This is a genomic window from Bradyrhizobium sp. LMTR 3 (assembly GCF_001693485.1).
In the GTDB taxonomy this organism is placed as follows: Bacteria; Pseudomonadota; Alphaproteobacteria; order Rhizobiales; family Xanthobacteraceae; genus Bradyrhizobium.
The window spans coordinates 1-21,372 of the sequence record NZ_MAXC01000025.1 but is presented as its reverse complement, the minus strand read 5'-3'; the positions used below and the strand labels follow the sequence as shown (position 1 = coordinate 21,372).

General features: G+C 58.6%; 15 protein-coding genes and 9 pseudogenes. 13 read left to right on the top strand and 11 right to left on the bottom strand.

Going from position 1 to position 21,372, the window contains the following annotated elements:
• Positions 1–451 precede the first annotated feature (451 nt).
• The 5 genes and pseudogenes from rmuC (LMTR3_RS40330) to LMTR3_RS38935 form a co-directional block, all read left to right on the top strand.
• Positions 452–580 (top strand): annotated as a pseudogene (gene rmuC / locus LMTR3_RS40330) (DNA recombination protein RmuC); the annotation flags it as partial.
• The gene (gene rmuC, locus LMTR3_RS39845; RefSeq protein WP_502686653.1) at positions 531–740 is read left to right on the top strand and encodes a DNA recombination protein RmuC; all 210 of its coding nucleotides are present in this window, start codon (positions 531–533) and stop codon (positions 738–740) included. The pseudogene rmuC (LMTR3_RS40330) and the gene rmuC (LMTR3_RS39845), both read left to right, overlap by 50 nt.
• Position 741: 1 nt before the next feature.
• Entirely contained in the window at positions 742–1,011 is a 270-nt protein-coding gene (gene rmuC / locus LMTR3_RS39840) for a DNA recombination protein RmuC (protein ID WP_065746833.1), read from the top strand.
• A 204-nt stretch (positions 1,012–1,215) separates the two neighbouring features.
• Positions 1,216–1,959, top strand: coding sequence for an MFS transporter (locus tag LMTR3_RS40325; RefSeq protein ID WP_210184721.1), 744 nt, complete (start codon positions 1,216–1,218; stop codon positions 1,957–1,959).
• Positions 1,848–2,297, top strand: coding sequence for an MFS transporter (locus LMTR3_RS38935; RefSeq protein ID WP_210184720.1), 450 nt, complete (start codon positions 1,848–1,850; stop codon positions 2,295–2,297). Before LMTR3_RS40325 ends, LMTR3_RS38935 begins: the two co-directional genes overlap by 112 nt.
• Here LMTR3_RS38935 and LMTR3_RS40050 read toward each other — a convergent pair.
• The 3 genes from LMTR3_RS40050 to LMTR3_RS20350 form a co-directional block, all read right to left on the bottom strand.
• Positions 2,285–2,437 (bottom strand): hypothetical protein, encoded by a 153-nt coding sequence (locus tag LMTR3_RS40050; RefSeq protein ID WP_210184719.1) that lies wholly within the window; start codon positions 2,435–2,437, stop codon positions 2,285–2,287. The genes LMTR3_RS38935 and LMTR3_RS40050 overlap by 13 nt on opposite strands.
• Positions 2,438–2,612: 175 nt before the next feature.
• The gene (locus LMTR3_RS38925) at positions 2,613–2,798 is read right to left on the bottom strand and encodes a hypothetical protein (protein ID WP_210184718.1); all 186 of its coding nucleotides are present in this window, start codon (positions 2,796–2,798) and stop codon (positions 2,613–2,615) included.
• 448 nt (positions 2,799–3,246) lie between these two features.
• On the bottom strand, positions 3,247–3,672 hold the full coding sequence (locus tag LMTR3_RS20350; RefSeq protein WP_065746832.1) for an AEC family transporter: 426 nt from the start codon (positions 3,670–3,672) through the stop codon (positions 3,247–3,249).
• 49 nt (positions 3,673–3,721) lie between these two features.
• Here LMTR3_RS20350 and LMTR3_RS36640 point away from each other — a divergent pair, with 49 nt between their 5' ends.
• Positions 3,722–4,057, top strand: a complete 336-nt coding sequence (locus tag LMTR3_RS36640) for a thiamine pyrophosphate-dependent enzyme (protein WP_210184717.1) — start codon at positions 3,722–3,724, stop codon at positions 4,055–4,057.
• A gap of 759 nt (positions 4,058–4,816) precedes the next feature.
• Positions 4,817–5,176: an MmgE/PrpD family protein gene (locus LMTR3_RS20340; protein WP_065746830.1), complete on the top strand. Its 360-nt coding sequence runs from the start codon at positions 4,817–4,819 to the stop codon at positions 5,174–5,176.
• Between the two features lie 207 nt (positions 5,177–5,383).
• Here the strand turns inward: LMTR3_RS20340 and LMTR3_RS39405 are convergent, their stop codons facing one another.
• Both LMTR3_RS39405 and LMTR3_RS20325 read right to left on the bottom strand, forming a co-directional pair.
• Positions 5,384–5,653 (bottom strand): MFS transporter, encoded by a 270-nt coding sequence (locus LMTR3_RS39405; protein ID WP_245319953.1) that lies wholly within the window; start codon positions 5,651–5,653, stop codon positions 5,384–5,386.
• Between the two features lie 1,627 nt (positions 5,654–7,280).
• A complete protein-coding gene (locus tag LMTR3_RS20325; protein WP_065746827.1) occupies positions 7,281–7,763 on the bottom strand; it encodes a MarR family winged helix-turn-helix transcriptional regulator in 483 nt (160 codons plus the stop codon).
• Positions 7,764–8,241: 478 nt separating this feature from the next.
• Between LMTR3_RS20325 and LMTR3_RS20320 the strand changes: the two genes are divergently transcribed.
• Positions 8,242–9,759, top strand: coding sequence for a porin (locus LMTR3_RS20320; RefSeq protein WP_065746826.1), 1,518 nt, complete (start codon positions 8,242–8,244; stop codon positions 9,757–9,759).
• Between the two features lie 190 nt (positions 9,760–9,949).
• Positions 9,950–10,207 (top strand): hypothetical protein, encoded by a 258-nt coding sequence (locus tag LMTR3_RS20315; RefSeq protein WP_245319952.1) that lies wholly within the window; start codon positions 9,950–9,952, stop codon positions 10,205–10,207.
• 283 nt (positions 10,208–10,490) lie between these two features.
• Here LMTR3_RS20315 and LMTR3_RS36635 read toward each other — a convergent pair.
• The 3 pseudogenes from LMTR3_RS36635 to LMTR3_RS20305 all read right to left on the bottom strand — a co-directional run.
• Positions 10,491–11,001: pseudogene (locus tag LMTR3_RS36635) on the bottom strand (anthranilate synthase component II).
• A pseudogene (locus tag LMTR3_RS20310) lies at positions 10,958–11,272 on the bottom strand (chorismate-binding protein); the annotation flags it as partial. The pseudogenes LMTR3_RS36635 and LMTR3_RS20310, both read right to left, overlap by 44 nt.
• Positions 11,273–11,313: 41 nt before the next feature.
• Positions 11,314–11,476: pseudogene (locus tag LMTR3_RS20305) on the bottom strand (Dabb family protein); the annotation flags it as partial.
• 39 nt (positions 11,477–11,515) lie between these two features.
• Between LMTR3_RS20305 and LMTR3_RS36630 the strand changes: the two are divergent.
• A pseudogene (locus LMTR3_RS36630) lies at positions 11,516–11,869 on the top strand (3-methyl-2-oxobutanoate hydroxymethyltransferase); the annotation flags it as partial.
• Positions 11,870–11,882: 13 nt separating this feature from the next.
• Positions 11,883–12,615: pseudogene (gene panC / locus LMTR3_RS20300) on the top strand (pantoate--beta-alanine ligase); the annotation flags it as partial.
• 129 nt (positions 12,616–12,744) lie between these two features.
• Here the strand turns inward: panC and istB are convergent.
• Positions 12,745–13,508 (bottom strand): annotated as a pseudogene (gene istB, locus LMTR3_RS20295) (IS21-like element helper ATPase IstB).
• A gap of 2 nt (positions 13,509–13,510) precedes the next feature.
• Entirely contained in the window at positions 13,511–15,271 is a 1,761-nt protein-coding gene (gene istA, locus LMTR3_RS20290) for an IS21 family transposase (RefSeq protein WP_245319951.1), read from the bottom strand.
• A gap of 2,335 nt (positions 15,272–17,606) precedes the next feature.
• On the opposite strand from istA, the gene LMTR3_RS20285 reads away from it, so the two are divergent.
• Both LMTR3_RS20285 and LMTR3_RS20280 read left to right on the top strand, forming a co-directional pair.
• The gene (locus tag LMTR3_RS20285; RefSeq protein WP_245319950.1) at positions 17,607–17,981 is read left to right on the top strand and encodes a hypothetical protein; all 375 of its coding nucleotides are present in this window, start codon (positions 17,607–17,609) and stop codon (positions 17,979–17,981) included.
• A gap of 1,236 nt (positions 17,982–19,217) precedes the next feature.
• Positions 19,218–20,114 (top strand): annotated as a pseudogene (locus tag LMTR3_RS20280) (TauD/TfdA dioxygenase family protein).
• Positions 20,115–21,144: 1,030 nt separating this feature from the next.
• Here LMTR3_RS20280 and LMTR3_RS20270 read toward each other — a convergent pair.
• Positions 21,145–21,372: pseudogene (locus LMTR3_RS20270) on the bottom strand (IS630 family transposase); the annotation flags it as partial.

Here is a 21,372-nt window from a genome sequence, read left to right as displayed (position 1 = left end):
CGTCTCGCCGATCGCGGCCTGCTCGGCGCCCGTCTTGTGTCGGGCGGGCCGTTGAGGATGAGGTGACGGTGTTCCTCGGCTGGCGCCCGCTACGAGCGCGCGCGCCGGAGCCACAGCTGCGCTGAACCGACCGCACGCGAGAGCTGTTTGCACACCGGCGGGTCGTGTACCGGTTGAGAAGCTCGCGTTGCTGCAGCAAGCTCAGGACGCGCTGTCGAACCATTTCAAGGTGCTCGCGAACCAGATCCTCGACGAGAAATCGCGGAAGTTCGCCTAATAGAACCGCACGGCTCTGGGTGCATTGCTCGATCTTTTGCGCAGCCAGTTGACCAAGTTCAGAGGCAAGGTCGAACAGGTCCGTACAGGAGGGACCGCACAGCGCTTGCGGAGCAGGTGGAGCAGCTCCTGTCGCTAAATAAGACCCTGAGCCAGGACGCGCAGAACCTGACCGATGCGCTCAAGGACAACGCCGAGGTGCACGCGGCAGCTGGTGGTCGATTCGAAGGTGTCGCTCGTCGCTTACGAGCAATATGCCAGCACGAAGGATGACGACGAACCTGCCGCAGCGCTGCGAGCACATCTGGATTCCGTACGGAGGTACATCGCCGGCCTGTCGGACCGTGAATACCAGAAGCTTGTATCCGGCGATGGACTTCACGATGATGTTCATCCCCATCGAGCCCGCGTTCATGATCGCCGCGAACGACAAGCGGCTGTTCTCACAGGCCTGGGAGAAGTAACGTGTTGCTAGTCAGCCCGTCGACGCTGCTGTTCGTCCTTCGCACGGTCGCATATCAGTGGCGGCAGGAAGACCAGAACCGCAACGCGCAAGCGATCGCCGACTGCGGCGCGAGCCTCTACGACAAGTTCTGCGATTTCCTGAAGGATCTCGAAGTGGTCGGCAGCTGTCTTGACCAGGCGCAGGCCGCGTGCGGTGAAGCGCTCAAGAAGCTGCAGACGGGCAGGGCAACCTGGTGTCGCAGGCGCAAAAGCTCACGAGCCTCGGCGTGAAAGGATCCAAGAAGATGCCGGCCGGGCTCCTGCAACTCACCGACAACGAAATGCCCGAGACCGAAGCCGCCGAGGAACTCGCGGCCCTCGCCGCAAACAACACGCCTCGCGAACCCGGTTCGGATCCTGTGGTGCAAACCGGGCGCATGAGCTCAGGCCTGAACCCCGCCCTCATGCGCCTGATCGTAGGGCAGGTGTTCCTGCATGCATCGATGGCCGGCACGCGACTGGCCGCCCCGCTGCTCGCGCTGCAGCAGGGCCCAGAGCGAAGCGGCCGTCGGCGTATTGCTCGCGCTGTTCGCGCTGACGCAGGTATTCCTGCTGCCTGCGGGGCGCTATGCCGATCGCCACGGGTTAAAGCGACCTTTGGGTCTCGCCTTGCTTGCCGCGACTGTCGGTGCGGGCGCGGTCGTCGTGTCCCCGTCGTTCCCCGCACTGTGCATCGCCGCGCTGCTCACGGGAGGCGCTACGGGCACCGCGGCGATCGCGCTGCAGCGGCACGCCGGGCGCGCGGCTGAAGACCCGATGCAGCTGAAGCAGGTTGTTCTCGTGGCTCGCGCTCGGGCCGGCGATCTCCAATTTCGTCGGTCCGTTTGCGGCGGGGGCTCGTCATCGATCGCGGCGGCTTTGCACTTGCGTTCCTGCTCATGGCTACGCTGCCGCTCGTGTGTTGGTACTGCGTGCAGCGAAGGAACTGCCGCCGGCGGTCCATCCGGAAGGCGAGCCACCAACGAACGCGTGGGACCTGCTGCGCGAGCCGCACTTCCGCCGTTTGCTGATCGTGAACTGGCTGCTCGTCTCGTGCTGGGAGGTGCACACCTTCGTCGTGCCGGTCCTTGGTCACGAACGGGGGCTTCGGCACTATCCTCGCTCCGTTCGCGGTACCCGCTGCCGCGATCCGTCTCTTGCTGCCGGCGCTGGCAGCGCAATTGCGCGAATGGGTCGTGATCGCAGGTGCGATGGCGACCACGGCCGCCGTCTTCGCGATCTACCCGTTCATGCATTCGGCGGTGACGATGGGCCTATGTTCCGTCCTGCTTGGCTTCACGCTAGGCACGGTGCAGCCGATGATCATGAGCACGCTGCACCAGATCACACCCGAACACCGTCACGGGCAAGCGGTGGCGTTGCGGATCATGGCGATCAACGCGTCGAGCATCACGATGCCGAATGCTGTTCGGCATCGTCGGCACCATGATCGGCATCTCCGGCCTGTTCTGGGTGTTCGGTGCGTAGTGGGCGGCGGCGTGAAGCTCGCGTTCAAGCTTCGGGTTCAGTGCCGGTAAAACTCCCGGATCACCTGCCACGCCGCTTCGGCCGTGTCGGCGTACTGGAACAGCGGCAGGTCCTGCGGCGAGATCACACCTTCTTCGATCAAGACGTCGAAATCCACCAGCCGCTTCCAGTGGTCGGAGCCGAACAGCACGCTGGGCACCTGCTTCGACTTTCGCGTCTGGCACGAGGGGGATCTTGGAAGCGGAACGACAGCGCAGGCGTCACGTAGCGGTTCGCGCCTTCTTGCATCGGCAGCGCGATCGACAGGCCGACGCTGATACCTTGGGCTTCGTCGCGCCACTGTTAGCCGCTTCCATGATGCCGGTTCACCAATCGTGCAGATGAAGAGCATGTCGCGCGGTTCCTTGCCCGAGCTGTATTTGCGCGACCAGCTTGCCGAACGCACGCGTCTTCTCGTAGTGGTGCGCGTTGCGCGCAAGCGCGCGGGCGCGGCGCATCTGCGCTTCGTCGCTGCTTTGCTCGGCTGCTTTCACCTCGCTGCGGAAGCGCACTGCCCAGCGCCTGCTGTTCGAGATCGGGTTTGAGCAGCTCCAGCTGGAATCGGACGCCGAGGAATTCGGGATCGGCGAAGGCAAGCCGGCTTTGCGTCCGGCTCAGGGGCAGGCCCTTGTTAGCGTGTGCCTGGATGGAGGCCCACCCATCGGCCAACCGCCGGTCGTCGAGGTTCCTTCGAAGAGGCCATGGCCGAATGCTGCGCCAAGGTCGCGCGGACAGCGGACGGGTTAGAGCGAAAGAGCCAGCCCGAGCAGCACGAACAGCACCGCCAGCGCATTGCCTAGCAGGATCATCGCGGCGACGCGCTTGGGTCCTGGCGATATCGCTCGGCCAATATGAACTGCACGACGGCCGGTGGCAGCGCGCCGAACAGCAACAACTGCCGCGCGCGACATACCCGTTAGTCGAGCAAATGCGCGAGGGGCGGCGCCAGCGCCAAGCCAATCAGCCGACGCGCGAAAGCCCCCAGCAGAGCTCGCGAAACGTCTTCGCGTTTAAGTTGCGTGAGCCGCACGCCCGGCCCAGCGAAAACAGCATCAGCGGCGCCATCGCTTCGCCGAGCATCTTCATGCCGATAAAGATCATGTCAGGCGGGCGCACGCCAGTCGCCGCACTGATGAAGCCCAAGGCGCTGGCGATCATTAAGGCACTGATGAGGAGCTCTCGCGTGCTCGCATGGACGTTCGTGACGCGCGCGCCGAGCGAGAAGTGGATCAGGTTGCTGATCGAAGACAGGCCCACCGCTGCGCCGAATCCTTCGGGCCGAAGGCCAACAGGGCGTCCTTTGTTGCCGCAGTTTGTGAACATCACCACGGGCACGAGGTTGCGCGCATTCGTGTGCGTGAAGCGCGCGAGCGCCCACGCGGCCATGCCCACCCCGACAAGCCGGTGATTTGTCTAACTGTGCGACGGTGGGTTCATGTATCACCTGCCTGAACTCGTGACCGCCCGGCGTCATGGCCTCAATACGATCACGGTCGTGAACAACAATCATTGCCTGGCGCTGGGGCGACGTATCATTGACGCGGCGTATGAAGGCCGGTCTGGCAACAAGGAAGAGATGTTCGCCTATCGTGAGATCGACTTTGCCCGGATCGCGGGACATGGATTGTTTTGGCGTACGGGTGGAAGACCCCGCGGATCTTCCCGCTGCCTTCGCAAGGGCGCGCGCGTCGGGCTTGCCGACCGTCGTCGATGTTGTCACGGATCAATCGGCTTTGGCGCCGCTGCCCTGGAGTGGCGAGGCCTAGTGTGAGGTCTACGCCTAGCGAGGAGTGCGGCTAAGATTGAAGCTCTCTGCTGCAGTGTTCATGCGTATGTCCCAGCCGGGCCCGTGTCCCTTCATAAGACGGTTCAGCTCCGAGACGGCGGGATTGCTCCGCCGGCTAGCGGGATAAACAGAGGGAAGCCTTGGGACGGTTTGCATAAATCCGTCGAAACAGCCCAAGTTCGCGCAAATTTGTGCTCCAACGGTAATACCTGCAGCTTTGGCGATGGCGGAACATCTTGATGCGTGCCACAGCAGTTTCTCGCTGGAGCTGTTACGTGATACGAGGCGGGTATCTAGGTACATAATGCAACTTCCGCAAGCCCCGACGTCTATCGCCGTTCGCTGTCTATCACGCGTGGCATGGTATAGCGGCTGGGGCAGCCGCTATGGTCGTGCCCGGAGGCACGGAAGAGCAATTCCGATCTGCACTAGGCCATGCCGCCGCGAACACCTCCCTTCCTCTTTGGTACGTTCAGTACGGTCGCCCAACGCATGCCCGCAAAGCGAATTATGGAGCAAATGGCGCTGGGCGGGATCGACGCTGCTATCTGCGCTCGTCGAGATATCATTGGTCCATTTGCGATGCTGAGCGACGCGGAACGAGGCTTGCGAGGATGATTGGATCAGACCAGTTCGACCCCTCTCAACTGTCACTAAAGCAAGTTTGGCGGACACGAGAGTCGTCTCTCAAAGCAGTTTCCCTGCTGCGGCTTCTCCATACGACAATCGTCGCTTTCCAACCTCGTGAACGCGCACGAGATTGATTACAAAAACATTGACCGAGTGCAGATCGGTTCTTTCACAAGAACATCTGAATCGTTTTGCGACAGCGCCCCGTCCACTGATATTGATGCTCAGCTTTCCATGGAATACGTCTCGGTGGCTCCGCTATCCGGCAGAGAGTGGTACTCGCCCTCTTTAATGACAAGTCCCACTGTAGCCGGGTTGATGAAGAAAATCGAGATCGAGCTCGATCCGGTCGCTCAGCAAGCATTCTGGGAAAGGTCGCTATCCGTCTTCGGTCACCATTCTGATAAATCATGGTCAACCTTACAGCGAGACCGTGAAATTCGCGCCGTGAAACTAGAAAAAACTTTTGAATGATTCAGACGTCGGGAAGAAATTTTTGCGGGACGCCGCTGGAGAAAGTTGGACCAAAAATCGTCGAGAAAGCGGTGAACTTGCAACGGTTTATCTCTCTAGAACTTATTGAACTATTGAGATATTCGACGCTTGTGAGGGGGGGCAGTACCGGGGAAAATGAGAGGCCTACCGCTCGGGCCTCCGGGCCGAATTCGGCGACCGCTCGATCTAAAGCTTGATTGGAGGTGGAAGCTCTCCAGCGCGCAGTTGGAAAGATGCGCTCGTCCAGTTCTTGTCTGCGCATCTCTGCCAAAGCATAGTAGATCGAAATGGTGCGCCCACGACGCATCGCGGGCTCGGCAGCTGCGCGCTCACGCCGAGCCCGGACCAGGCGATGACCCAACCCACACCGCCCAACGCCAGTGCAATTGCGCCACCACAGAAGGTCAACGCGAGGAATATGGAGCATGTCGCGCAGGCGAGGCATGAGAACCTCATGAGCCGTTCTTGCGACACGATCCGTCAGAACGTGCCATTCGCTGTGCCGCCGAGCACGGCGCCTCTCCGTCTCATGGCGAAGCTGCCCGTTTACCATATTACGGACCTTTGCCAGATGACGATAGCACCCATCGGGCTGGCAAACAGGGGCTAACGGGATCTCGTTGAGAGCAAAAATTATCAGCGCGAGAGGATACGGCAGACGCATCCGCGCGGTTGCATGGCATAAACGAAAACCTTCGAATTTTTGAAAAGGGCACGGAATTACGACCAGGCGAGGCCCTACATTAGCGGATTCCGGCGTTAGGGTTTTGGTAATCTTTGGACAACGATGGAGAAAACCGAATTTAAGGGCTGATTCGGTCCCCGAGAAACTCCACACGAGCAGATTGTTGGGCTGATGCTAAAGCGGGTGGTGAGGACCGCATCAAGGGGCGAATCGGATGTTGTGTGCGGCTTGGCCTCATGTAAGGAGCGATCTGGCGTCCACACGTCGGGACGCCGCGGCGTTCTTGGGCAATCTCGAGGGCGTCTACGGGGCAAAGAGTCGGCAGAGCTGGGTCCAGCGGTGGACGGACATCGCAGATGCTCACTGCCTCGTTGGTGACCTGGATGTCGAAAAGGGAGCGTTCGATGAGGCGGCCGAAGCTTGGCTTTGCGCTCTAACTGCGTTTGAAGTTGCGCGGCGGCTAGTTGACGAGGATGATCCGCAAAGTGGAAATGTTTCGGCCAAAGTCGAGGCTGGCATTCAGAGATTCGGATCTCTAGAGCGGAAGGTGGAGCGCGTACAACTTGCTTGCGATGATACAGCCGAATTTTTAGCCTACTACTTGCCGGCTGGCCGATCCCATTTGCCCACCCCAGCAGTCGTTTGCATCAGCAGCGAAGAAGAAACCGGGGTGACGCTGCTAGGAAGACTCTTGCCCGTAGTGGTTGGTAGAGGCATTTCGGTCCTTGCAGTCTCTCATGATGACTTGTCAAATCATTGGCGCGACCAAGCAAACTTCCTATTGTCTTGCTGCTTGGATTACTTGTCAGGTCGACCAGACGTTGACGCCGCTCGGATAGGCGTCTCTGGAGAAGGGTTGTCGGCTGTTCTCGCTACCGATTTCGTTCTGTCTGATCGCCGCGTCGCTGCGGCGGTTTGCGACGCGGGTCTGTGGAATTGGGCTCGGACTCTAGCATCCGTCGCCTGGATCGCGAGAACTGCGGATGAAATCGACGAGGCGGTACCGTCGGCGCATCGCTCGCGATTGGTACGACAGATGAAATGCCCAGTTCTCGTGGTCGCCGGTGGGCGTGGCATCGTCAGCGCGACGGAGGCGATTAAACTACAAGCGGAGTGCGAGGTCGCGCGCATTGATTTGGAGTTGGCGATGCCGCAGATGGCCCGGACCCCCGTGGGAGACATCGAAAACTTCGTGACCTCCGACGATTGTATCTTCGGATGGCTAGAGCATAAGCTCGCACGCAGTTCAGTTCGATAACCACTTATCCGGAAGGAAAGCTGGGCAAAATCATTTCGCAGCAAGCTCGGTGCTCAACCGCGAAGGTGCCGCGCGATCCCGTCTTGTGCGTACCGAGCGCCGATAGAAAGCTTAAGGCACCGCCAATCGGAATCGTCGCCCTACAACACGCCTATACTCAGTTTTTGAGATGCCAATCGGCTATTTTTGGCAATCGAGCTTAGCCGTTTGTTGAGGTAGTGAAGGGACTCCTCATCGAGCTCGCCAAACATCGTAGAGTTGAGGGCTTGCCTTTTGATTGAGAGATTCGCGATTTCCGCACGCGCCTTTTGAGTTAGGGAGATCTGCAGGAATCTTGCATCCTCAGGCGACGTTACGCGGACCAGAAACTCCAGTTTTTCGAGTCTCTTCGTTTGGTTGGTAACGAAGGCAGGATGGATTCGGAGTTTATTCGCAACTGCAATCCCGGAGACACCGCGACCTCCGTCAAGCTCGTCAATCGCCATCAGGATCAACCACTGTGGCTCGGTTATTCCCAGCATCTGCGCCCAGCTCTTATGTATTTCCTCGAGTTGGGAGTGGATCTCGACAATGTTCCAGATGAAATCGGTAACGGCTCTATCGAGTTGTTTAGTTTCGGCCATTTTGGTCTTTCCGCCAAACTTAGCGTCGCCGATAGGGCGCGCACCACCTGATTCCTCGTCAGCGTGAACATATGTATCCAAAGTGCACGCATGACACAATCACCATGTAAAAAAACAATTGACAAGAGAAATTAATTTTAGGTAGTGATGTCCTCGGCCCGTTAAGGAGTATCTAGCCAACGATCCTACCAAAGCCCCCAAGTGAGGCCTCCCGGATGCCCACCGGGAGGCTTTTTGGTGTTTATCAGCTTAGGCTCGCGATAAGAGCAGGCGACTGTTGCCCGAGAGCAACGTTCTTTCGTTAAAAAACGATTGCTTATCTTATTTGATTGCTACAATTGATTCGAGAAATTATACGGCATTGGACAGCGAGGGGGCACCTCGAAGTCGTTCCGTTGAGCACCCGCCCAAGGGGCGAGGCTGGTAGCGGCGGATCTTTGAAGGACGGAAACGACGTTTCCAGCTTGGAGGTTCATCGATGAAACTGGTGAAGAGTCTTATCCTCGGTTCTGCAACAATGCTCGCGGGTGCCGGCGCAAAAGCGGCCGATGTTCCCATGAAGGCCAAACCGGTCGAGTACGTGAAGATTTGCTCGTTGTATGGTGCGGGGTTCTATTACATTCCCGGCACCGACACGTGCATCAGATTGGGAGGTTATATTCGGGCTGAAACAACGCTGGGTACCAGCTACCATTTTGACGCCGCCAGCAACGGCGTAGGTGGTGCGCGCAACCGCCTCAGCGACTATTACAGCGCGCGCAGTCGTTTGTACCAATCTATCGATACGCGCACCGCGACCGAGTATGGCCTGGTCCGCACTTTCTTCGATGGGGTGTTCACCTGGACCGGCGGTACCTATTCCGGCGCAGGTTCAACTGGCGTGAATGGTGCCACCGCGTATAGTTCGTCAACCGGTGCGCAGGTCGGCGGTGGTACGCTTGGTGTCTGGAACGCTTTCATCCAGTTCGCTGGGTTCACTTTCGGCAAAGCGCAGTCGCAGTTCAGCTCGCCCTGGACCACATACCCGGGCAACAACTTCGAACTGCCCGGCGGCGGCGGCTTTGAGCCCGTGAACCAGTTCACTTACACTGCTGATTTCGGTCAAGGCATCACGGCCTCGCTTTCGGCCCAGGATCAAGTGGCCAACTACACAACTAACATCTGGAACGTGAGCGGGGCGACAGCCGTAGGTTTAGCCGGCGGCGCGTACGGTGCGAACGACATCGGCGGTTCGCGAGCTCCAGACTTAGTCGGGATGCTTCGTGTTGATCAGGCTTGGGGCCTCTTCCAAGCATCGCTTGCTGCACATAACAATCATGCAGCATACTATGGCGCGTCCGAGGTCACCGGCCATCCGGACGACAAGTGGGGTTGGGCTGGTCAGTTGGCCTTGTCAATCAAGAACATCCCGACGGGACCGGGTGACACCATCAACGTCGAAGGCGTGTATACGAATGGTGCAAGCCGCTACAACTTCCAGAGCTATCTATCGAGCACCTACGCGATGTATGGCGGCACCGGCCTTGCGGGTGCTTACCAGAGCATCGGTCTTGCCGGTCTCTCTGACTCTGTGTTTGTGACCGGTGCCGGTCAAGAGCTGACCACGACATATGGTTTCAACGGCGCCTTCACCCACAACTGGGATCCACGTTGGAACACCGCTATCTACGGCGCGTGGGCTGCTGTGCGGTACAACAGCACGGCGAAGGGCTACGTCTGCGGCGCGTTCGTCGCAACCCTGGCGCTATCGAGCGGCGGTGCTGGCTGTAACCCCGACTTCAACTACGCGGTTGTTGGTACAGTCACGCGCTGGAGCCCGGTCAAGAACTTGACCTTCTCGGCCGAACTCTCTTACCTGATGCTCGACCAGAAGTACGCGAGCGGAAGCACTGTGACGCTGCCGCTGCAATCCGGTATCGCCAAACCGGGTGCTGTCTACGAACTGAAGGATCAGAACAGGCTGGCGATGTTGCTGCGCGTCCAGCGCAACTGGTAAATCTCTGTGCAACTAGCAGAAGGAGAAAAGTAAGGCTCTATAGATCAAAGTTGACCTCCAAGAAGGCCCCCGGCATGCCCGCTGGGGGCCTTTTTAATTCAGATCCAAATTTTCGAGTAGGTGTGTAACAGGGTATCAGCAACGACGCCCGCAGCGGCTGATTCGCGTTCAGCCATCAAGGGCTAACGACTTGTTCGCGTTCGCACAGCCTGATTGCGTAAGTCGCAATCCAATTTCGACAGCAGGAACCATCGATCACTTGCTGCTGTCGATAGAGAAGCGCCAGATCTTGCATTCATTGGCGAACGAAATGCTGAGTCTGAGAGCGCAATTTGCGAAATCGGGTGTGTTGGTTAGGGCGATTGCCCTGACTTCCTCCTCTGACGCAGGCGCGCTGCGGGCGACGTTCAAGGATTCGTTTGGCCGTGATGATTTCCTGAACCGGTGATGCAAAAGACAGAGACGGCGCTCGAAAACCTGCCGGTCAGCATAGCGATGATGAACGCAGGATTCCCAGAACAGCTGCGCACGGGCGACGTCGACGTGACATCTTCAGTGCCAGACGATCAGGGGCGATCGAGTTCTCCATCGCCTAAGAAATCCAGGATAAGAAGCGGCCAATCTCGGGGCTTTTCTGGTCTCGATCAGTCGATCCGCTACAATCGTCGATCCTACCTGGGAACATATTCGTCGGCTGCGCAGTCTTCCTTGGCGAGATGACGGAAACTTCTTCAGGATGTTTCTGCGAGCCGTAAGAAATTCATCATCAGCACATGCCCTGGTTCGGTAAGGATCGATTCCGGATGGAACTGGACTTGCGTGATCGCGATGGGCGAGGGCCATTATCTCGCCTTCGTCCGAACGCGATGTCACCACTAGATGAGACGTGCATGACTCACCGAGCTCAACAACAAGAGAATGGTAGCGCCCAACGGAAAGTGGAGACGGCAGTTCCTTGAACAACCCTCGGCCCTCATCTGTCAAGAACAAGGAGCGACCGTGCATGGGACGATGTGCGCGCGCAACCCGTCCGCCGAAAACGCTGCCAATGCACTGGTGTCCGAGGCAAATGCCTAGAATTGGAATGCGACCTGAAAGTTCTCGGATGACGGCGGTAGATATCCCCGCCTCCGTTGGAGTTCAGGGACCCGGCGAGATGACTACTGCGCGCGGCTTGAGGCCAACAAGATCGGCTACGCTAACCACATCGTTCCGGATCACCTCCGTTGTTTCTCCAAGCATACGAAAATAACGCGCAAAAGATGCGCTGCGCCTTCGCGAGGGTTTCCGCGTATTCGGCCTCTGGGTCCGACATCGCCGTTATCCCGCTGCCCGCATAAAACACAGCAAGATCCTCGTCGATCGTGACGGTTCGGATCGCGATGCTCGTGTCCATGTGCCCGTTGAAGCCGATAAGGCCGATCGCCCCGCAAGAGACCTCTCGTGCCACGCGTTCAACTTCCGCAATAATTTCCATCGATGGTACCTTTGGCGCCCCGGTAATGGAGCCGCCGGTTTCCGGCGACCCCGCCATGGGACGCTGCGCCGAGTAACTCAACACGCATCAATCGATACATTGTAGTTGGCCGCCAACCGCAGCTCCCCGGAGCGGGCGTACCCGTCTGATCGCTTCCTGGTATAGATTATGCGCTTTGTAAGCTGCGAGTTCCGCCTCGTTATCGAATTCACCGTAGATCATGACGTCGATCTCGTTGCCGAACTCGAGGTTGCTCGAAAGCCGCGAGACTGACTGGCTGACGCTCACCGTCTGCGGGAGGCCGGCTGTTTTGCTTTGGTCCTCGAAGGCATTCCGGCTGAGCTCGCCGCACGAGCAACCGACTGCCTGACCATACCGACCATCGGAATCGGAGCAGGGCCCAGCTGCTCGGGGCAAGTGCTCGTATTCCATGACGTCTTGGGTCTGACACAAGCTCATTGCCCCAAATTTGCTCGCGCCTATGCAAATGGTTTCCAGCTGTTGCAGGAGGCGCTGTCGCGCTGGGCTGCCGATATCCGTAGCGGTGCATTCCCCGCGCCACAAAAGTCTTACCGGCTTCCCGAGGGACTGGGTGACTCGATCGCAAGCTGGACGCCCTCCAACTCAACCTGATGTAAACCTCAACATGCAAACAACCATGACGGTCGCCGAGCTGCGTCACGCTCTCGCAAAGGCGCGCAAGGCCGGTAGACGCGTGGGCTTCGTGCCGACAATGGGTTACCTGCACGATGGCCACCTCGCGGTCGTCGACGCGAGCAGGATGCGAAGCGATATCACTGACGTCAGCATCTTCGTCAATCTGACTCAATTTGGACCGAATGACAACCTCAGCATGTATATCCGCGCGCCTTTGTGCGTGATGAAAAGCTCTGTCGCAATGCTGGCGTTGCGATCGTCTTTGCGCCGGATGCGCGAGAGGTCTACTCCGCTGGGTTTGAGGCCTTCGTCGAGCCGGCCGAGCTCGGAAAAGCCACTGTGCGGAGCTTTTAAGCCTTGACCCTTTCGGGGCGTCGCGACTGTCGACTGCAAGCTGTTCAACATGGTCCAGCCGGACGTCGCGGTTTTTTGGAGAAAAGGATTTTCAGCAATGCGCTGTCATACGTCGCATGACAGCTGATCGCAATCTTCCCATCGAAATCGTCACCATGCCAACCGTCCGGGAGCGTGATGGTCTCGCAATGAGCAGTCGCAACCGATATCTTTGCACGGAAGAACGTCAGCGGGCACTCGCGGTCAGCCGTGGCCTGTTCGCCGCAGCAGATGTGTTTCGCTCAGGGGAGCGCGACGTGGAAAAGCCGATTGAGATCGTGAAGCAGCATTTGGCAACTGTTGATCAGTTGCAATACCTCGACCACGTGCAAATTAGATTTGGGGTGGCGCAGTCTTACCGGCGCCTTTTCCTTTATCTCGGGCCCGGACGGTCACTTCAAATTCCCCCACCTGTGGTCGCGCAAACTCCCCCACTTGTGGAGCAGGACAAGCGGTTATTAGGTTGACTGGGTTTTGCGTGCAAGGGCTTCGGCGGCTTCCTTGAGGCGGTAGCTGCGGCCGTCGAACTCGAGCAGATGGCAATGGTGCATGAGGCGGTCAAGGATCGTCGTGCTCATAGTGTTGTCGCGGAGATAGGCGCCCCAATCCTGCACGACGCGATTGGACGTGACGATGACGCTGCGGTGCAATTTGTAGCGTTGATGGATCAGAGTCTGCAGCAAAGCGCCAGCTTCGTCGGGGATGGTGCGAGCGAGGAACAGATCGTCAAGCACGAGCAGATCGCAGTCAAAGATGCTCCGCAGTCGAGCTTCGCGCTGAGCGGCGGGGCTGAGGGCGTAACGGTGAAAGAAGTCATCGGCCTCGAGATACTGGACCTTGTGGCCTTGCAGGATGGCCTGGTAGGCGACGGCCTTGGCCACGTGCGACTTTCCGGTGCCGGGCTTGCCGATGAGCAGAGCGTTTTCACCGACGGCGACAAACTTCAGCGCGTGCAGCTGGAAGCAGGCCTGACGCGGCAGTTTGGGATTGAAGGACCAGTCGAACTCCGCGAGCGTGAGCTTCTCTTCAAGCCCGGATTGCTGGTAGCGGCGAGCGATGAGACGGGACTGACGACGATCGAGTTCGTCCTGCAGGAGCAGGCATAGGTCTCGAGGAATGGTTGGCTGGCACCCTGGGCCTGCAGGACACGGGTCTCGAGCGTGTCGCGTATGCCCGACAGCCGCAACTGTCGTAGGCAGCGATCGATTTCTGGCAAGGTCATGGTCATTCCGAATGATCTCCTGTGGAGGTTGAAAGGCGGAGTTGATCGGCAATCAAGGTCTCGGTGGGAGCGCTCGCGTCGGCGGAGCTGGCCGGGGTTGCGGAGACGACGCGAGCGCGGTTTGGCGCGGGCTGATCATCGCCGTTGTTGATCGGCCGGCTCTCGTTGCTGGCACGGGTCTGGGCGCCGAGGCGAAAGAGGTCGCCGTATTCGGCCGCGGGACGGATCAGTGGATGATCCTGCGTCAGCGGCAGCGTGAGTTGTGGTGCTTGATCGAGGCACTCCAGCGCCTGCTCGAACAATCGCTCGACGATGGCGCGCACCTGTTTGTAGCGATGGATGTGATGACGCACCGCGTGATCGCAGGCCTGCTCGACGAGCCGGGCGGGATACTTCTTCGCAAGTCCGACAATGCCCCACATCGCGCGTTGGCCGACGCGGCCTTCGGTATCGAACAGGTGCTGACAGAGCGCCTTCGCTTGCGGTCCGATGTCGCCGGCGCTTGCCAGCAGGAAGGCGGTCTGACGGGATGGATTGAACGGGCGCTCGTTGTCCGGCAGTGCGAGCGAACCCGGCCGTGCGGCGCGGGCATGAACGCGCAGCAGCGCCTGGGTGCTGCGGTCGCGGATCTCGATCGTGGTCTCGTAGAGGCGTACCACGACCCGGCTGCCGATCGCCGCGGGGCGCGCGGCGTAGTCGCTGTGGTCCACGCGCACAGTGGTGTCGTCATAGACGGTGCGCACGAGCTCGGAGAAGTAACGGAAGCCGGTCGCGGGCAATGGCCGCAGATGCGGCTTCTCCTCCTGGAACATGGCCTCGACCTGACGCCTGGTGCTGCCATGGATGCGTTTGGAAGCCCAGTTCGTCTCCCAGTGCTCCAGAAACCTGTTCTGAGCCTCGAGTGACTCGAAGCGCCGCCCGGCGAGCGCGGTGCCCTGGGTGTGCTGGATCGCGTTCTCCACGGTCCCCTTGCGGTTCGGGTCCCGCACCCTCGCCGGATCGGCCACGACGCCGTAATGCGCGAGCACCGCGCCGTAGAGCCGGTTGAGCTCGGGCTCGTACAGGTCGGGCGTGATGACGCCTTCCTTGAGATTATCGAGCACAACATAGCCGGCGGCGCCGCCGAAATACCGGAAAGCCTCTTCGTGGAGCTGTGCCCAGATCTGCTGGCTCGACTTCCAGACCACCCGCCGGAAGCTGCGCCGCGAATAGCGCAGGGTCATCACGAACAGGCGCGGCCGGCGGTAACGACCGCTCTTCGGATCGCGGGTCAGCGCGCCTTCGCCATAATCGACCTGGGCTTCCTCGCCGGGGGCAAACTCGAGACGGTCAAACTGTTGGGGGTCGATCTGGCGCAAGGCGCGCACGAAACGCTTGACGCTTTCGTAGCTCGCCGTGAAGCCGAACTGGTCGACCAGATCCTGGTAGATCGCCTGCGCATTGCGCTTCAGGCGGACCTGCTGTTCGATCCATTCCCGATGCGGTTCACAGGCTGAGCGGGCGAAATCGAACGTCTTGGCGGCCACCGTCGCTCCGATAGCCGGCGGTCGCGGAGGTGGGGGAGTTTGGCCATCGGCGGCGTCGGAGCCGGCGGTCACCCCGGGGGAATTTGCCTCCGCCGCTCGCCGGGACACGAATATCGCCTGGTAGCGCCGGATCGTCTTGCGGTCGATCCCCGTCAGCCGCTGGATCTCTCGTTGGCTCGTCTGGCGCTCAAGTAACGTAAATACGGTGCTTTGCAGGTGCGGCTTCAAGACGTTCAACTCCCCGTCCCCTCTTCCCTAAAAGGGGGCGAAAACAAACGTCCTGCTACGCGCTTGGCGGCCGATCAGCCGCCCAGCCAGGCGGAATCAGGTGGGGGAGTTTGAGGTGACCACACCCGGGGGATTTTGACCGACCGTCGGGGTCTCGGGCAGAAATTCGGCTTCGGTTCTACCTGTTTATTCGCGAAAAGTAACGGTCTCGCCGCAATCCGGTTGAGAACGTAGCCAACTTCATAAAGTTCGACATTGCCACGAGCGACAATCTGGTGCCGCTTCCGATGACAGCCGACGGCAGCTTCTACTTCCGATCCGCCAGCAGCGAAGACGCGGAGGCGGTTTACCGTATTACGAAAGCGCCAATCGCCGGCCTCGCAGGGGCCGCCTATTCTCGGAACCAAATGGAGAATTGGATGGGCGAGCGTACGTCGGCTTTTCGAAGAACTCATCGCCTAGGGGTGCATGACCGTATGTCTGCGCGGCAGTGCCGTGGTCGGATTCGTTGACGCCGAGTGACGCGGTTATTCATCTTGTCCGGCCGCTACTCTCGGGCTCGGGCGGCGTCTCCTCCTTATTGGAATCGAGCGGGCGCGGTTGCGGCATAGCGGGCCAATAAGGCTCAAGGTGACAATCAACGCTGAAGGTTTCTACCGAAAGAATGCCATTTCTCTCATGGTCTCGGCGGCGAGCGGAGTAGATCGTACATATTGAATTGTGAATCCCGCCAATTTTGCTGCAGACGAGCGTCTCTCCCAGCAAGGACATGCTGCGCATGCCAATGCTGAGCATCTGGCGACCATGGTCGTGGCCTCGAAATCTGTCGGTCAGCCGCAGGCGGAACAGGGGTGAAATCCGTCGCAAAGCCCCATTCAGGCGCGGAATTTAAGCAGGCCCCGGCGGTACCTTGCATAATCAGCATCAACATCCAGTTACTTTACAGGGGACGCAGCCAACGCTGCTTCACGAGCTCGTACGTCCAGAAACGACATAGGAGAAAAGCCATGGGCCGTCGCTTCTACCGGCTCCGCATGAGCAGGTATGCCGAGACGTTGTTTCGACGCAGCAGGCGCGATGCGCTGCAAAAGATCTGGGGCAGTTTAACCTGATGCAGCTCGGGAACGAACTAGTGCGGTCAGAGCACTGTCCAGCATGGCTGGACAGGCAGTCCAGCATGGAGGCAATGCCGCCGAAGCCGTCGCCAGGGCTTCACATGCTTCGAAGAGCGCATATCTAAGCCCAGCTTTATCTCGGCGGATTTCAGAACGTCGCAGTCAGGCTTTGAGCGGGTAGCAAGAATACTATACCTCTCCGCCGATCGATGTTTGAGCGGCCCAGCACTAATAAGACTGACATCCCGCTGATCTTGGCGTCGGCGAATTCCACTTGCAAAATCCGAGTCAATGCCAGGCCAGGCGAGCATGCGGCCAGGCGCGGTGCTCAATTGGTAGAGCTCGCTCCCTGCGACGCTTAATTTCTGCCTTGGATGCGATCGCGAGATCGTGACCTACTCAAGCCCGTTCGCTGAGAAAAGAGGATTAGCTGTAGCTCTCTCGGTTTCCATCGGCGATTGGAGCACGGAGTGCCTTCGCGCTTGAAAACAGAGCAAATGGATTGGGCGGCCGCTTTTCAGCGGCCAACGCGATCCCTGCAGGCTCATATCGAGCCCCACAGGAGAGAAGGTTCGAGGGGAAGTCTTTGAGGAGCAGCCAAGAATTTATGACAAGCGCTAGAGACTGGTCGCGATGTAAAGAGCCACTGCGCAAGACGCGAGGGCGTTGTAGCGTGCAGTGCCGCGCTTGCGTCGCGGGCGAATAGAGCCAGCGCAAAAGTGTGATGTCGGAAGGACGACGCCGCCAGTGGCTTGAGGAGGTAATCGACAGGCCCGAGAGGCAGCACTGGAGAGCCAAGCGGAAGCACGACGCAAGGCGCGATCGAAGCTGTGGGCCGCAATCGAACTATGGGCGCAAGCCCGCGTAGGGAGAAGCGAAAGGAGCCTGCGGCGACGCGTGACGAACAGCCCAGTCCTGGAATTTTTATCCGATCAAGCACGCTTGAATCCCAGGACGCTAAATGCGCAATATCTTCTTCGCTGGGTTGGGGAACATCTCCAAATGTTGGATAATATTATCACCGCTTCCGCAGGCGATCCTTGACGAGGTCTGCGAGAGCGTTTCCCCCGTATGATACGGATGCCCGCACCTGCGTCGCCTCGAAGATTCTGGAAGCCACCATCAGGGGGAGATGACGCCCGACCGCCTCAAACAGATTGGCCGCAAAGCATTTTCCGAAGCACCCACGACGTGGCGGTAGGCATACGCACCATGATGTTGTCATTCGGGTGAATTTCCAGGTCACAGTCCTGAAGATCCTGGTGAGCTATCCGGATGGATTCCCGCAAATGGCCGAGCTCAGGCGCGACATGGCCATTTTGGCTAAGAGCGGTAGGGATTGGGCCGAGCGCACCAAGAGATTGGCCGCGCGTGTGCCGAACCTCGTCGACATCTTTTCGCAGAAGCTCATTGAACGCATGAACGGCGGCTGGCGCATCACGGAAAAGGGACGTGAACTTCTCAAATTTATGGAAGCACTCCCCGACTGCTTCGGAGGTGCCCGGCAGAGACGGGGCCGACCGCTCCTGGGGCCCGATCGCTTCTTGTTGATGCAGGCCCCCGACGGCATGCGCCAGGAGCAGCGCGGGGCGACCAGTGGGTGAAACGTGTGCCAGTAGGTTTTAATCCGGCCTGATCGCTCGTCCCTTCCGCTGCGAATTGAGGCCGGCCTGCCCGTCAATTCTGCCGACGAGAAATTGCGTCCCCATCTTCCTCGAGTGACACCGTTCACCACGTAGACCACCACGTAGACCAGTCATTCACCCTGCTCGCATACGGACAAGAAGCTATTCGGCGAAGCTCGAGAGCGGGCTACCCTATCGTCCCCACTTTACGCTTTTGCGCGAGGCTCCGCCCCTGCAAGCGCGTGAACTCGTCCAGTCGAGTTTCACAGCGCGTTTAAGCGATCGGGAACGCCACCGAAGTTCTACATCTGTCTGGCATTCCCGCAAGTCGCGCTAAGCGGGCAAATCGGAGCCCTCTAGTCCCATTGTTTCAACGGCGAAGATGATGTTTCAGCTCATTCGAATCAAGTCCGAGTTCGCGTTCGACTGCGACGTTTCTCGTGCGTGGCTGATCGCGCTAGCGTGAGTCTTAGAGGTTCGATTCTTGCACTAGTGTGGGAGTTGAACAGGAGCAGATGTAGTATCGATCTTTTGATCGTCGATCAGTCGGAAAGATCGGTCGAGATGTGACAGGCGTATGAACGAGCAGACATTGAACAATCGGATCCCTTACGCATCTTTGCTACTCACGTCATGACGGAGTTGCGGTAATAACAAGGGGCGACCTATTGTACGTTATGACTGATACAGGAGCGCAGCACATCGCTCGACCGTACAGATTAGTAAAGACAGCGATTCAAGCTATCTTGAGTGTCCATCGCTCGATCTTATCTCTTGCGGATCTGTGAGATGGTGATCGAGTCGCCACCATCCAAAAATTTTTCAGGACCTACCTTGCCGACGAAGCGAACAGTGCCCGCCGTCGAAAAGAAAGCTGGTTTTGTTTCATTGACTGGACATCGATCGCTCTTACGATTGCGACATCAAAGCGAGGGTCTTCATCATGCTGCAGTCAATTCCGCTAGCGTTGCCCGCCAAGCCTTTCGCCTAGTCGGGCGCGATGCGCAGAATTGGGTCCTGTTTGCGACGGAGTAGATCACAATGCCATCGTGGTGCGTGGCCGGTGATGTGGCTCGGCCTTTGTGACGGCCATCGAAGCACCTTCGCGGCCGAGTAGGGCGTCGTCACAAGAAGGGACTTTCGTTAACCGCCGCCAGTCCAGCAACCATTTTCATGGGGGAACCTTGTCAGGATTGCGATGATGAGAGCACGATCATGAGCAACGCGACAACAATTGGTAACACGATTCCGTGCGCAGACATCGCTCAGCACGCCGCCCGGCTTGGTGCCGAGATCAAAAACATGAGATTATCGGGCGACTTGTCCGAAGACGCCATTCGAGCCATCAATCAACTGCTGCTCGAGCATAAGGTCATCTTCTTCCGTGATCAGGGACATCTCGATGATTCCGAGCAGGAGCGGTTTGCCGCCCGACTCGGCTCGCTCGTTCCTCGCCCCACGATCGGTGCAGACGAGGAAACGTCGTCGATCCTGGAAGCGGATTCGGGTTGCGGCAGTGGTCGGGACCAGTCGCATATGGATGTCACTTTGTTCGACACCTGTCCGCGAATCTCGGTGCTGCGCGGCGCGGTGATCCCGCCTTATGGCTGTGACACCTTTTGGTCGAACACTGCGGCTGCATATCTTGACCTTCCGGCGCCGCTGCGCATGCTTGCCGACGACCTCTGGGCGGTGCACAGCAATGGTGATAACTACGTCGTGACCGAGCGCGCCGCCGAGGCGGACAAGAAGCATTTCGACGATGTCTCACCGGAGCGATCTACGAAGCCAAATATCCTGTCGTCCGTGTCCATCCTGAGACAGGCGAGCGCACGCTCGTGCTCGGCAATTTTGTGCCGCGCTTCGTCGGCTACAGGAACATACCGGCCAGAAGCTGTTCGACCTACTTCAATCCTACATCACGGCGCCGAAGAATACCGTGCGCTGGAGCTGGAAGGCGGGCGACGTTGCGATCTGGGACAATCGCGGGACCGAGCACTATGCGGTCCATGAATATGGGTTCAACGTCGCGTGGCACGCCGCGTTGCCACCGATGGCGGTTTGCCGCTCAGTGTCGATGGCAGTCGCAGCGTGAATAGCGTCGGCTCCTGATCCTCTTCGAACGGGACTGAATCATCGGGCGAAACCTGAGCGGACGACAAGGATGCGCACCACGGAGCGAATCCGAACAATGGGGGACCTTTGGATGCCGTACTACTCTTTTGATCTTGTGATTGGTGAGGAGTACAAGAATCAGGGTGGCCTCATCCTCGAGAATATCGAGGTTGCCGCCGATCGAGCGGACCAGCTTGCCACCGAACTGTCTATTCTACATCCGGGAGGTCTATCGTATGCCGCTCGACCCGGTTCCGTCATGGATGTGGCGTCAGCACTGAGGTCGCCGCGAGCCGAGATGCAAGGACTTCACACTTGCCTTGTGAGAGGGGCAATCGGGCGTCCACTGTTCCTAGACTATCTACCCGTCGAAGTGACATGGCGCAAAATCGCGGCGCGAGACAAACAAGTATTAGAAATGCTCTGAGTACTTGGTCACGCGACCATAAATAGGCGCCCAAGGCTGGCGTCGTGCGCTAAACGCCTCCGCGTTCAAACCGCGTTAATCCTTACATATCAGTCGGCATCTTTTGTCGATTGCGAAAAAAAGCCGCGCGAATGTCTCGCACGGCAAACGCCCCAAAGCGCAAGAAGCGTCGAGATGAGTAGATCAATCACTCACGATAAGCGTGTGAGGACATGACTGTCGCGTGATGCTTCAGTTCTCTGTAATCCGAGCACAAATAATCGCAAAACCGATCTTTTTTGTGTAGCTTAGCAGCGATTTCGCGCAAGTCCCACAGTTTTTCTGTAAAAATTATCAACTGTCGCAGATTGCAGCCAAGCACGTTGCTGGGACTGGCAATGCACTCACATCGACGTTGAACAGCAGCGCTTCACGTACAAAGCGCGAGTTCAGAGTTTCGAAATCAATCCAGTTTACTTGACCGACCGTCATCGATCGAAAAGCAAATCAACTCCCGCTTAGCTCAATACAAGAAACGTCCTCTCAGGATTACCAGTACCGCGCTACGGGCATAACCTCATTCAAGGGGTAAAAATGAGAACAATTGCTAGCCACGTGAATCTAAAGTTCACCACATAAAGTCTGCTGGGCTTTGTGGCAGAAGCGTTTGACCGAAGCCAAAATCTGGTCTGCGGACTTGGTCCATTTGAAGGGCTTCGGGTTTTTGTTGTGCAGGTCGATGAAGGAGCGGATGTCGGCCTCGAGCTGCCTGACGGAGGTGTGAACACCTCGCTGGATCTGCTTTCTGGTGAGTTCAGCGAACCAGCGCTCGACCTGATTGACGCGGAA